Raw genomic sequence first — 12,076 nt, 5'->3', positions numbered from 1 at the left:
CGAGCGCGACATGAATCAATGAGTAGCCGCGCGATGCAAAAACGAGGCGCGCAAATGAAAACCGGCGCCCTCGGGCGCCGGCAAATCTGTGGAATGTGGGTTCACTCGTCCACTCGTCATACGCATGGCAAGCGCAGCGCTTGCCGTTGTGCTTCAACCATGCGCGCCGATCAGATTCACCACCTTGATGTTGCGCGTGTCCGGCACTTCCGCATACGACAGCACCTTGAGCTGCGGCAGGCTGCGGCGCAGGAAGCGCGCGAGCATCGGCCGCAATGCGTGCTGCACGAGCAGCACCGGCGCGAGGCCCATGTTCTGCTGACGGCTCATCGCCTTCTGTGTCTCGGTCATCAGCGTATGCGCGAGGCCAGGCTCGAGGCCGGGGTTGGAGCCGGTGGACAGTGCCTGCGAGAGCACGCGTTCCAGATTCGAGTCGAGGCCCATCACCTGCATGTCGCCGGTGCCCGGGAACCACTGCTGCGTGATCGCGCGGCCCAGTGCAAGCCGCACGGCGGCGGTCAGATCGTGCGGGTCGCTGAGCTTCGGCGTGTGCTCGGAGAGCGCTTCGAGAATGGTGCGCAGGTCGCGGATCGGCACGCCTTCTTCCAGCAGGTTCTGCAGCACCTTTTGCAGCGTGGTGAGCGGCAGCGTCTTCGGCACCAGATCGTCGACGAGCGACGGCGTATCTTTCTGCATCCGCTCGAGCAGCGCCTGCACTTCGCGACGCCCGAGCAGTTCGGACGCATGCGTGACCACGAGGTGATTCAGGTGCGTTGCGACCACGGTGCTCGAATCCACCACGGTGTAGCCGTACACCTGCGCCTGTTCGCGCAGATTCGTATCGATCCAGATTGCGGGCAGACCGAACGCCGGGTCCTGCGTCGGCGTGCCTGGCAGCGCGGCCGACACCTGGCCTGGGTTAATTGCGAGCCATTGGCCCGGATACGCTTCGCCCACGCCCACTTCCACGCCCTTCAACGCAATGCGATAACCGTTCGGGCGCAACTCGAGATTGTCGCGAATATGGATGACAGGCGGCAGGAAGCCAATTTCCTGCGCGAACTTCTTGCGGATGCTCTTGATCCGCTTGAGCAGCTCGCCGTCCGAGTTCTTGTCGACGAGCGGAATCAGCCTGTAGCCGACTTCCAGCCCGAGCGTGTCGATCATCGTCACGTCGTCCCAGCTTGCTTCCGTGTTTTCGACCGGTGCAACCGCGGCCGGCGCGACATCCACGAGCGCCGTGGTGTTCTTGCGTTCTTCGGCGCGCTTTTTCATGGTGCGGCCGAGCTGGATCAGACCGCCGCCCAGAATCAGAAACGCGAAATGCGGCATGCCGGGAATCAGGCCCATCAGGACCAGAATGCAGCCGGTAATCATCAGCACGCGCGGATTCGTGAAGAGCTGCCCGGTGAGCTGCGTGCCGATGTCTTCGTTGGTCGCGACACGCGACACGATCACACCGGCAGCCGTCGAAATGACGAGCGACGGAATCTGCGCGACGAGGCCGTCGCCGATGGTGAGCAGCGTGTAGTTCTTGCCCGCGGACGCGAAGTCCATGCCGTGCTGAACCATCCCGACGATCAGTCCGCCGAAGATGTTGATCACCATGATCAGCAGGCCGGCAATCGCATCGCCGCGCACGAACTTGCTCGCACCGTCCATCGAGCCGTAGAACTCGGCTTCCTGCGAGACTTCAGCGCGACGCTTGCGCGCCTGTTCTTCGTTGATGAGGCCGGCGTTCAGGTCGGCGTCGATCGCCATCTGCTTGCCGGGCATCGCGTCGAGCGTGAAGCGCGCGGACACTTCCGCGATCCGCCCCGCGCCCTTGGTGATCACCATGAAGTTGATCACCATCAAAATGATAAAGACGACGATACCGACCGCGAAGTTGCCGCCCACGAGGAAGTGGCCGAACGACTCGATCACCTGGCCCGCGGCGTCGGGACCAGTGTGGCCTTCGAGCAGCACGACACGCGTGGACGCAACGTTCAGCGAGAGCCGCAGCAAGGTCGAGAACAGCAGCACGCTCGGGAAAGCCGCGAAGTCCAGCGGCTTCATGGTGTACATGCTGACGAGCAGCACCATCACCGAAAGCGCGATGTTGAAGGTAAACAGCAGATCCAGCAGGAACGGCGGCAACGGCAAGATCATCATGCCGAGGATCATGCAGATCAGCACCGGGCCGGCTAGGGCGCGCAAATTGGTGCTGCTCAGGGCATCGGGCCGTCGAGCGAGGAAACCGGCGCGAGCGTTCATGCGGAGGCTCCGTCATCGTTAGCAGGGTTAAGCGTATCGGCGGCTTCCTGATCGGCTTCCTGATCGGACACACCGCCCTTGTCGAGTTCCGCGGGCACGTCGAGCCCGGTCGGTGCGACCGGCGCCGTGCCACCTTCGGTTTTGAAGCGCCGCAACTGGTACACCCACGCGAGCACTTCCGCGACCGCGCCATACAACTGGCCGGGAATCTCGCGGTTGATCTCGACGTTGTGATAGAGCGCACGCGCAAGCGGCGGCGCTTCCAGCAGCGGCACGTTGTTCTCGGCGGCAAGCTCGCGAATCCGCACGGCCACGAGGTTCACGCCCTTGGCGACCACCTTCGGAGCACGCATTTCGCCGTCCGTGTACTGCAACGCGACTGCGAAGTGCGTCGGGTTCGTGACCACCACGTCGGCCTTGGGCACCTGGGTCATCATGCGGCGGCGGGCAATCGCGCGCTGCTGCTGGCGAATCCGGCCTTTCACGTGCGGATCGCCTTCGCTTTCGCGATGCTCGCGCTTCACTTCTTCCTTGCTCATGCGCAGTTTCTTATGGAATTGCCAGAGCTGATACGGCACGTCCAGCGCGGCGACCACGAACATGCCCGCCACCGTCATCCCGCAGCACACGGCGATCAGATGCACGGTGTTGGCGAGCGCGAGGTGCAGCGGCTGCGTGGCGAGCGCGAGAATTTCCTCGCGACGATTCCAGATTGCCGTGCCGCCGATGATGCCCACCACCAGCGTTTTCGCGATCGACATGACGAGCTGGACCGGTCCGTTGATCGAAAATACCTTGCCGAGGCCGGCGATCGGATTGAGGCGATCGAACTTGGGCTCGAGCCCTTTGGTCGACAGTTGCCAGCCGCCCAGCGCCATCGGCGCGAGCAATGCCGCCGCGCCGGTCAGCGCGAGAATCGGCAGCAATGCGTAGAGGCCTTCGCGGCTCGCCGTACCGGCGCCGGTCATCATGCGGCGCGTTTCGAAAACGGTGGCATGGTCGAACGTAAAGGCCGTGCGCAGCATGTCCTGCAAATGCTGACCAATGCTGCCCGACATGGCCCATACGCCGAAAAAGCCGGCCGCGAGCAGCGCGAACGTCGACAGCTCCCGCGAACGCGCGATCTGCCCCTCCTCGCGCGCCTTCTCCAGGCGCCGGGGGGTGGCTGATTCGGTTTTTTCGAGGTCGCTTTCCTCTGCCACAAAGCTCTCCAGGTGGGCGAGGCACAGCGCCTCTTTCCAGTGAGAGCGATTATTCCCGCTCGGCGCAAGTGCCGATCGGCGGATAAGGAAGGAGAAACGGGGGCTTTTCGGCGGATCGGCAAGCGGCGCGAAAGGCCGCGCGCCGCCGCAAAAAAACAACGCCCGCGCAGTTTCGCGCGGGCGTTGTGGCTTAGCGCTCAGTTAGCGCGTTGCCGCGGATCAGCTGGCGTAAGCCACGAACGGGGCCTGGCTGCCGCCGTTGGGGCGCAGGTCGAAGCCGTGATAGACATGGCGCCCGTAGAAGAACGGCAAGCCGAGGTCGAACGCGGCGAGACCGCCAAGCTGGCCGGCGAGGTCGTTGAACGCGTAGTTGTTGCCGCTGTTAAAGAGCGTAGACGCACTCATGATGCCGATATTGGCCGTCGTCTTGACGCTGTTTGCGCCCACCAGCGTAATGGAGCGGGTCTGCGGCGTGGACGGGCAATAGAAGCCCGAGAAGTTGCTGCCGCATAGCGTGAGCGAGCTATCGTTGAAGAAATAGCCGTTCGAGCCCGAATCCAGGAACGCCGTGGTCGTGCTGCCGTTGAACACGCTGTTGGTGAGGTCGCCATAGGCGTCGGTGGTCAAGGTCTGCGCGGACCCCAGCCCATTGTTCGACTGCGTGCCGATGCCGAACACCAGCGTGCCGGTGGCCGAGGCTGCGCCGTTATTGCCGATGGGCGGCATCTGTACGATCACGCCGTTGTTGTCGACCGGGAACTTCGCGACCGGGTTGGCCACCTGGCTCGCGAGCGGAACCGTGGCACGCGTGCAGCCGGTGCCGCCCGGGCACGAGAAGTAGTTGCTGTAGGTCGCAGCAGTCGACGCGTTCGCGCAGGTCGAACCGCAGTCATAAAGCGCCGTCCCGATGCCGATAATGCCGTTTGCGCCCAGATCGCTCGCCGTGTTCTCAGCGGAGCCGCTGCCGCAGCCGGACGTTGGTGTGGTGCTCGCGTCCTTGTCGCCGATAATCTGCAACGGCACGGCCGCTGTCGTGGTCTCGCCGCCGATCGTCACGGTCGCGGTACGCACGGTGCCCCACGTGTAGCCGTCGGCGAAAGTCGCGCATTCGGCGAGCTGGCCGCCGGTTGTCGAGGTGCTCGGCACCAGCCCCGCCTGCATGGTCGAATTGAGCGCCGAATTGACAATACGCAGCCCGAACGAACCCGTGTCCACCTGAATGTTGTCGATGGTCTGACAGGTCGTGGTGTTGGGCACGCAAACCGTCACGCTGATCGTGGGAATGTTGATGACGCCGGTCACGCCGTGGCCGACCGTGATTGCCACCGTGTTCGCGGCGGTTGCCGCGATCGGCTGTTGCGTGGGGCTCGCCGGCAACGAGCTGCTCGAGGAGCTGCCGCTGGTCGAACCACTGGTCGACCCGCCCGTGGAACCGCTCGTGGACGTCGAGCCGCCGCTGTCCCCGCCACCGCCGCCGCACGCGGCAAGCGCTGACACGAGCACGACGGTTGCCGCAACCTGCGTCCAGTCCTTGAGTTTCTTTGCAATTTGCATGGTGTGCATCGTTCGTCCTCGCCGTTACTGAATGTCGGAGCCGCTGACGCCCGCGGGCAGCGCGGGCGGCAGCCACGCGCGGCCGCTGAAAGCGCCCATATGACCGCCGGACTGCACGACGAGGCTGTTCTGGTCGACCGCGACGGGCCCGCGAGCGCCGCCGCGCGCCGCGCGCGCTGCCTTCACACCCGCGACATACTGCGGAAAGTAACTGCCGAGCATTTCATTCAGATCGGGCATTTGCGGGCCGTTCCACGCAATGCCGAACACGCTGCCGTCGGCCGCGAGATACTCGCGCACCACCGTGCCGTTGCCGAGCGTGGTTTGACGAACGGTGTACGCGGCCGTGGTGGAAGCCGAAGCGGAAGACGCCGCACCCGATGCAGAACGCAACACGGCGCTGGAAGGATGCAGGGTGCGCGACGAGACCGATGCGTCTGCGGGCGGCGTCATGGGCGCGCCGCCGAGTGCCGCGTGAGCGGACTGCACCGTGGAAAACGAACCGGGTAAAACAAAGGGCAACACAAGCGCCGTGACCCGACCGGCGCGGCGTACGTGACTCCACATATCGACATTCCTCCCTGGCTGCCGCGCGGCGCACACTGCGTGCTGACCGGCTGCATGTAGGCAAATCATAGGACACGGAGCAGGCCGCAAATTCGACGAAAACCTCGTTTTGCCAGCCCTGGTGATAGCGTTCACCTTCTGCCGCGCCCCTCGTTGACCTTGCAGTATGCCTGCATTTGCGTCGATAGACAGCACTCCGGCCCGGGAGCGCGACTTGCTACGCACACTGATCCGGCCGCGCGCCGCAAGGGCGCGGACCGCTCAGAAACCGAGGCTCGCGAGCAGATCGTCGACCTGCGATTGATCCTGCATCACATCCGTCTTGCCTTCCGGATTGATCTGCGGACCGTTCAGCAGATGCTCGGGGCTGCCGGTCGGCGACGCTTCGGCTACCAGCGCCGCGGCGTGCGCCGCGAACTGCTCGCGCCGTTCGAGCGCGATGTTCTCGACCAGCACGCCAAGCAATTGCTGCTCGATCAGATACACGACGTCGGTGATCTTCTTGATCACCTGGCCGGTCAGATCCTGGAAGTCCTGCGCCAGCATGATCTCCATGAGCTGCGAATTGGTCGCGGTGGTCGCCTCGGGCACGCCGCGCAGAAACTCGCGCGTGTCGTTCATCAGCGCGCGCACTTCAGCGCGCTCGATCGGCGCTGCGTACCATTGCTCCCAACGCGCGTCGAGTTCACCGGCGTCTTTCTGCAACTGCTCCTGAATGGGTTTCGCGATGTCGATCGAGGACAGCACGCGCTCGGCGGCCTGCTCGGTCATGTTCGCGATGTACTTCAGACGGTCGCGTGCATCGGGTACGGCTTCCGCCGCGCGCTCGACGTGCTTGTCGAGCCCGAGCTCGCGCATCGAGTCACGCAGCGTGCGTGTCAGTTGTCCAATACGGGCGAGAATGCGGTCTGACGCGAAGTCGCCGCTCTCGTTGACCGCTTCGGTGCTAGGCGCTTCGGTCGGCAGGTTCACATCAGCTCCCGGTTTTGGCCATCTTCTCGAGAATCTTGTTGAGCTTCTCGTCCAGCGTCGCAGCCGTGAACGGCTTGACGACATAACCGCTCGCGCCTGCCTGAGCCGCCGCGATGATGTTTTCCTTCTTGGACTCGGCCGTCACCATCAGCACCGGCAGGTGCTTGAGGTTTGCGTCGGCGCGGATTTCCTTGAGCATGGCGAGACCGTCGAGGTTCGGCATGTTCCAGTCGGAGATCACGAAGTCGTACGTACCGCCGCGCAGACGCGAGAGACCGGCCTGGCCGTCTTCGGCTTCGTCGACGTTGCCGTAGCCCAGCTCCTTTAGAAGGTTGCGAACGATCCGGCGCATTGTCGGAAAGTCGTCCACCACCAGAAACTTCATTGCCTTATCCATTTGATTCCCTTTACTTGATTCACTGTGCGGCGTATGACCGCTTCAATCCGAACGGCGCATCATACGCGCTGAACCCGATCGCCCATCGACGCAAGACGCGCCATCACGCGCCGGCTCATGTCCGGCAGCGACGCGATTTCGTCGGCCGCGCCCAGCGCAATCGCCTCGCGCGGCATGCCGAACACGATACAGCTCGCTTCGTCCTGCGCAAGGGTGTAAGCCCCTGCCTTCTTCATTTCCAGCAGACCTGCGGCGCCGTCGCGCCCCATGCCGGTCAGGATCACTCCGACCGCGTTCTTGCCCGCGTGCTGCGCGGCCGAGCGGAACAGCACGTCAACCGAAGGACGATGCCGGTTCACCGGCGGATCGTCCGACAGATGCGCGATGTAGTTCGCGCCGCTGCGGGCAAGCAGCAGGTGAGCGTGGCCGGGCGCGATATACGCATGTCCCGGCAGTACGCGTTCGCCGTGCTCAGCTTCTTTAACGGTAATCCGGCACAAACCATTGAGGCGTTGCGCAAAAGATTTTGTGAAACCGGGCGGCATGTGCTGCGCGATGAGCACGGCAGGCGCGTCCGGCGGCAGCGGCACGAGCACTTCGCGGATCGCTTCGGTGCCCCCCGTCGACGCGCCGACGATGATCAGCTTCTCGGTACTCAGCAGCGGATTGTTGAAGAGCGGCGCCGCGCCGACCGGCGCATGCGCGCCCGCTGCGGGCGCATGCTGTACAGGCGCCGCCTGGCGCACGCGTGCGCGCGCCGCGGCGCGAATCTTGTCAGCGAGCTTTTCCGAGTAATCGAGCATGCCGTCGCGAATGCCGACCTTCGGCTTGGTGACGAAGTCCACTGCGCCCAGTTCCAGCGCACGCAGCGTAATTTCGTTGCCGCGCTCGGTCAGCGACGAGACCATTACGACCGGCATCGGCCGCAGGCGCATCAGCTTCTCCAGAAAGTCGAGGCCGTCCATGCGCGGCATTTCGACGTCGAGCGTCAACACGTCCGGGTTGTGCTGCTTGATGAGCTCACGCGCGACGAGCGGGTCGGGCGCGGTCGCGACGACGGTCATGTCCGGCTGGCTATTGATGATCTCGGTCATCAGGCTGCGGATCAGCGCCGAATCGTCGACACACAATACTTTGATCTTTTGCACAGCGCTCACGCCTCCTCTGCGGTTCTGGCGTTGTTTGAATTGATGGGACGCGCGGTGGAGTTGAACAGTTCGATGCGCGACTTCGCAGCGCCCGTGGTCGCGCTGCCGCCCGTGCCGCCCGCGCCACCGTTCGCGGCGCCTCCTGTCGACCCGAATAGCTCCACCTTCGGCTTCGCCGCGCCCGTGGAGGAACCGAACAGCTCCACCTTTGGCCGCGCAGCCGCCGGGGCCGCGAACAGCTCGACCCGTTTTCTCGCGGCGGCAAGCCGCTCGGCGCGCGCTTCCGCGCTCTGGCGCACCAGCGCCTGTTCGCGCTCGGCGACGCCCGGATCCTGCTGCAAGCGCAGCTTCTTCACCATCACCTGACCCGTGCGCGGCATGAACGCGACCTTGCGCGGGTGCGAGCCCTGCAAATCCTCAGCGACGATGCGGATTTTTTCGAGCGCGAGATAACGGCGCACGAATTCCGAGTTGCGATCGCCAATGTTAATGGTCGTCATGCCCGCGAGCACCGCGCCGCCGCCAAACACCTTCGCTTCGAAACGGTCGCGCCGGCCGCCGGCCTTGATCAGTTCGTTGATCAGCACTTCCATCGCGTAGGCGCCGTAGCGCATCGAATCGGATGCCGGCTGGCCGACTTCGGCCCCGTCGTCGGGCAGCATGAAGTGGTTCATGCCGCCAATGCCTGCCGTGCGGTCCTGAATGCAGGCCGCGACGCACGAGCCGAGCACGGTGACGAGCACCATGTCGTCATGCGTGGTGTAGAACTCGTTGGGCAACAGCTTCACGCCGGGGCGCTGGAAGTGGTTGTCGTAGTAGAGATTGGTTGCAATAGGCAAGGCACTGCTCATACCGTCACCCCGCTCGTCGGCGTGCTGCTCGCACTCGCCGCTGCACGCGCCGGCGCGCGCGCCCCGGCGACGTCGCGTGTCAGTTCGTAAACCGTCTGGCCGCGCAGCCTGAACGCCTGCGTGACGTACGTGAAGTTCTCCGAGTGACCGGCGAACAGCAGGCCGCCCGACTTCATGAGCGGCTCGAAGCGCCCGAGCACCTGCGCTTGCGTCGGCTTGTCGAAATAGATCATTACGTTGCGGCAGAAGATCGCGTCGAACTGCGTGCGCAACTGGTAATCGCGGTCGGTCAGGTTCAACTGCTCGAAGCGCACCATCGCGCGCACTTGCGGCCGCACCTTGACCATGCCCGCGTGCGGGCCGGTGCCTTTAAGGAAAAAGCGCTTGAGCCGTTCCTGCGACAGGTGCTTGACCTGATCGAACTGATACATGCCCGCTTCGGCCTTGGCGAGCACCTGCGTGTCGATGTCGGTGGCAAGCACCGTGGCCTGGCGCGCGGCGCTTTCGCCGAGCGCTTCGATCAGCGTCATTGCGATCGAATACGGCTCTTCGCCGGTCGAGGCCGCCGAGCACCAGACGGAAACCGGCTGCGCGCGGCGCGCCACGAAGTCGGCGAGAATCGGAAAGTGGTGCGCCTCGCGAAAGAATGCGGTCAGGTTCGTGGTCAGCGCATTGGTGAACGCTTCCCACTCGGCAGGATCGTTCTCCGCTTCGAGCAGATCCAGATACTGCCTGAACGAATCGAGGCCGCGGGCGCGCAGCCTGCGCGCAAGGCGGCTATACGCCATGTCGCGCTTGTGATCGGAAAGGGAAATGCCGGCGCTGCGGTGAATCAGTTCGCGAATGCGAGTGAAATCCGCGGAGGTGAATTCGAAATCACGTCCCTGTTCGCCAGACCTGATTGGGTCCGCCCGGTCGGTGCGTTGCTGTGCGCGCGTTGCCATCATGGAAGTTCCTGCCTGCGATACGAGCCATCACGCCTGCCCGACGACAGCGCCGGCGAGCAAGGGATTGTTTGTACGGGGTCGCGCCCGCCCGCACGTTGCGCCACCATGCAGTCGGCCCGCGACACGCCGCCCGGACGTGCTTCGATGATTCGCGCCACGAGCCGCGAGATACCGAATGACTGCATGTTTCATCGTCATGTTTAAAAGGTTTCCCAGTCCGCGTCCGAGCCCGCCGAGCTCACGCTCGCCGCTGCCGGACGGGCGGCCGGTTCGAATGCCGCGCGCGGCGCCTTCGGCTTCAATGCCGGTTCGACGCGCCCGGCGCCTGCTTCGTGGTTGCCCGAAGCCGGTGCGGCGCTGCTCGGGGCTGCTGGGTGAGTCGATGCATGAGCCGATGGGTTGGTCGTTGCATGCGCTGCCGCATGGGTCGCATGAGCCGCAGCAGCGTGAGCGGCCGGCGCGCTGGCTGCCGCTTGCGCGGCGCGCGGCGCCACCTTCGCAGCGGGCTTGCCGATGCCGCCGCCCACACGCGCCTTCACTTGCTGCACAGCCGCCGTGCCCGGCGCGTTGAAACCACGCGCCGCATGGCTCGCGACCTTCCAGCCGCTGAGCACCGCTTGCAACTGACGCGTCTGGTCTTCGAGCGACGCTGCGGCAGCCGCTGCTTCTTCCACGAGCGCGGCGTTCTGCTGCGTCACTTCGTCCATTTGCACAACGGCGCGATTGACCTGCTCGATGCCGCCCGACTGCTCTTCCGAAGCGGCGCTGATCTCGCCCATGATGTCGGTCACGCGGCGCACGGCCTGCACGATCTCGTCCATCGTGGTGCCCGCGCGTCCGACGAGTGCCGAGCCGCTTTGCACCTTGTCGGCTGAGTCGCCGATCAATTCCTTGATTTCCTTCGCGGCACTCGCGCTGCGTTGAGCAAGGCTGCGCACCTCGCCCGCCACGACCGCGAAACCGCGGCCCTGTTCGCCGGCGCGCGCCGCTTCGACTGCCGCGTTCAGCGCGAGAATGTTGGTCTGGAACGCAATGCCTTCGATCACGCCGATGATGTCGACGACCTTGCTGGAGCTGCTCGCAATGTCCTGCATCGTCGTCACGACCTGGCTCACCACGTCGCCGCCGCGCGTCGCGATGTCGGACGCGTTCACGGCAAGCTGGCTCGCCTGGCGCGCGTTCTCGGCGTTTTGCCGCACCGTGCCCGTGAGTTGTTCCATGCTCTGCGCGGTCTGTTGCAGCGAGGCGGCCTGCTCTTCCGTACGCTGCGACAGATCCGTGTTGCCCATTGCGATTTCGCGCGCGCCGGTGTCGATCGACTCGGTGCTGCTGCGCACCGCCGTGACCATCGACGCCATGCTGTCCTGCATCCGCTTGATGCCGGCAAAGAGGCGGCCGATTTCATTGCGGCTGCGCACCTCGATGGTTTCCGACAGGTCGCCCGCAGCAATCCGCTCGAAGCATTCGGTTGCGTCCTGCAGCGGCCGAATGATCAGGCCGCGCAGCGCGAAGCGCAGGCCGATCACGAGCAGCAGCGCAAGTGCGGCAAAGGCGACGATCAGCGTGGTCATCAGCGAGATGTTCGACTGCGCGTCTGCCTGCTGGTCCACTGCCTGCTGCTGCAGGCTCTTCACCACGACGGCCGCCACGTTGTCGTAGGCCACGAACATGGGACTGATCTTCTTGTCGGCAATCGCGTGATAGGCCGCCAGATCGTTCGCGCGCAGCGCCGCGAATTCAGGCTCCACGCCGTCGCGCACGAGGGTCCCGCGCAGTGCGGCAAGCTCGTCCATTTTTGCCTGGTCGACGCCCGCCTTCGGCGCGTCCAGGTAAATCTGCCAGTTCTTGTTGCTGAAGCCATAAAGCTCGACAGCGCGGTCCAGCACCTTGCTGGCCATTTCTGTTTCGCCCGCAGCGGTGAGCGCGGTGACACGGTCGAGCGAGATGCGCGAGCGCAGCAGATAGGCAGAAGCGTCGTCGAGCGCGTGAATCGCCACCAGATCGCCGCGCGCAATACGGTCGAGCGAACGGCTCGCGCTGCCGAGCGCCGTCAGCCCAAGCACGCCGACCACCATGGTCAGCGCGACGAGAATGATCCCCACTAGCGTGAGCGATGTGCGAATCGACCACCTGCTTAGCATCTCACTGCTCCCTGTTGCAAACTTTTGTGAACGCCGCAGCC

At 64.6% G+C, this 12,076-nt stretch carries 10 protein-coding genes; all 10 read right to left on the bottom strand.

What is annotated here, in order from left to right; genetic code table 11:
- Positions 1–153: 153 nt before the first annotated feature.
- Positions 154–2,256: a flagellar biosynthesis protein FlhA gene (flhA, locus tag F757_RS0106405; RefSeq protein WP_027210687.1), complete on the bottom strand. Its 2,103-nt coding sequence runs from the start codon at positions 2,254–2,256 to the stop codon at positions 154–156.
- A complete protein-coding gene (gene flhB, locus F757_RS0106400) occupies positions 2,253–3,458 on the bottom strand; it encodes a flagellar biosynthesis protein FlhB (RefSeq protein ID WP_027210686.1) in 1,206 nt (401 codons plus the stop codon). The genes flhA and flhB overlap by 4 nt, the downstream gene beginning before the upstream one ends.
- Before the next feature lie 219 nt (positions 3,459–3,677).
- Complete coding sequence (locus F757_RS0106395) at positions 3,678–5,021, bottom strand: DUF3443 domain-containing protein (RefSeq protein ID WP_027210685.1); 1,344 nt, start codon at positions 5,019–5,021, stop codon at positions 3,678–3,680.
- A gap of 15 nt (positions 5,022–5,036) precedes the next feature.
- Entirely contained in the window at positions 5,037–5,579 is a 543-nt protein-coding gene (locus tag F757_RS0106390; RefSeq protein WP_027210684.1) for a DUF2844 domain-containing protein, read from the bottom strand.
- Positions 5,580–5,840: 261 nt separating this feature from the next.
- The gene (cheZ, locus tag F757_RS0106385; protein ID WP_027210683.1) at positions 5,841–6,551 is read right to left on the bottom strand and encodes a protein phosphatase CheZ; all 711 of its coding nucleotides are present in this window, start codon (positions 6,549–6,551) and stop codon (positions 5,841–5,843) included.
- A gap of 1 nt (position 6,552) precedes the next feature.
- Positions 6,553–6,948 carry a chemotaxis response regulator CheY gene (cheY, locus tag F757_RS0106380; protein ID WP_027210682.1) on the bottom strand — a complete coding sequence of 132 codons (396 nt, stop codon included), beginning with the start codon at positions 6,946–6,948 and terminating at the stop codon, positions 6,553–6,555.
- A gap of 59 nt (positions 6,949–7,007) precedes the next feature.
- Positions 7,008–8,096, bottom strand: a complete 1,089-nt coding sequence (locus F757_RS0106375; RefSeq protein ID WP_027210681.1) for a protein-glutamate methylesterase/protein-glutamine glutaminase — start codon at positions 8,094–8,096, stop codon at positions 7,008–7,010.
- Positions 8,097–8,101: 5 nt separating this feature from the next.
- The gene (cheD, locus tag F757_RS0106370; RefSeq protein WP_027210680.1) at positions 8,102–8,947 is read right to left on the bottom strand and encodes a chemoreceptor glutamine deamidase CheD; all 846 of its coding nucleotides are present in this window, start codon (positions 8,945–8,947) and stop codon (positions 8,102–8,104) included.
- Positions 8,944–9,894 carry a CheR family methyltransferase gene (locus tag F757_RS0106365; RefSeq protein ID WP_027210679.1) on the bottom strand — a complete coding sequence of 317 codons (951 nt, stop codon included), beginning with the start codon at positions 9,892–9,894 and terminating at the stop codon, positions 8,944–8,946. Before F757_RS0106365 ends, cheD begins: the two co-directional genes overlap by 4 nt.
- Positions 9,895–10,094: 200 nt before the next feature.
- On the bottom strand, positions 10,095–12,035 hold the full coding sequence (locus F757_RS0106360) for a methyl-accepting chemotaxis protein (protein WP_027210678.1): 1,941 nt from the start codon (positions 12,033–12,035) through the stop codon (positions 10,095–10,097).
- Between the last annotated feature and the right edge of the window lie 41 nt (positions 12,036–12,076).

Source organism: Burkholderia sp. WSM2232 (genome assembly GCF_000472545.1).
Lineage (GTDB): Bacteria > Pseudomonadota > Gammaproteobacteria > Burkholderiales > Burkholderiaceae > Paraburkholderia.
The sequence above is the reverse complement of the archived record's forward strand: the minus strand, read 5'-3'. Positions and strand labels throughout refer to the sequence as shown.

Excerpts from the sequence above, each read along its gene's own strand:
- flhA (WP_027210687.1), bottom strand. The coding sequence starts at position 2,256 with ATGAACGCTCGCGCCGGTTTCCTCGCTCGACGGCCCGATGCCCTGAGC.
- F757_RS0106390 (WP_027210684.1), bottom strand. The coding sequence starts at position 5,579 with ATGTGGAGTCACGTACGCCGCGCCGGTCGGGTCACGGCGCTTGTGTTG.
- F757_RS0106365 (WP_027210679.1), bottom strand. The coding sequence starts at position 9,894 with ATGATGGCAACGCGCGCACAGCAACGCACCGACCGGGCGGACCCAATC.
- cheY (WP_027210682.1), bottom strand. The coding sequence starts at position 6,948 with ATGGATAAGGCAATGAAGTTTCTGGTGGTGGACGACTTTCCGACAATG.
- F757_RS0106360 (WP_027210678.1), bottom strand. The coding sequence starts at position 12,035 with ATGCTAAGCAGGTGGTCGATTCGCACATCGCTCACGCTAGTGGGGATC.
- cheD (WP_027210680.1), bottom strand. The coding sequence starts at position 8,947 with ATGAGCAGTGCCTTGCCTATTGCAACCAATCTCTACTACGACAACCAC.
- F757_RS0106395 (WP_027210685.1), bottom strand. The coding sequence starts at position 5,021 with ATGCACACCATGCAAATTGCAAAGAAACTCAAGGACTGGACGCAGGTT.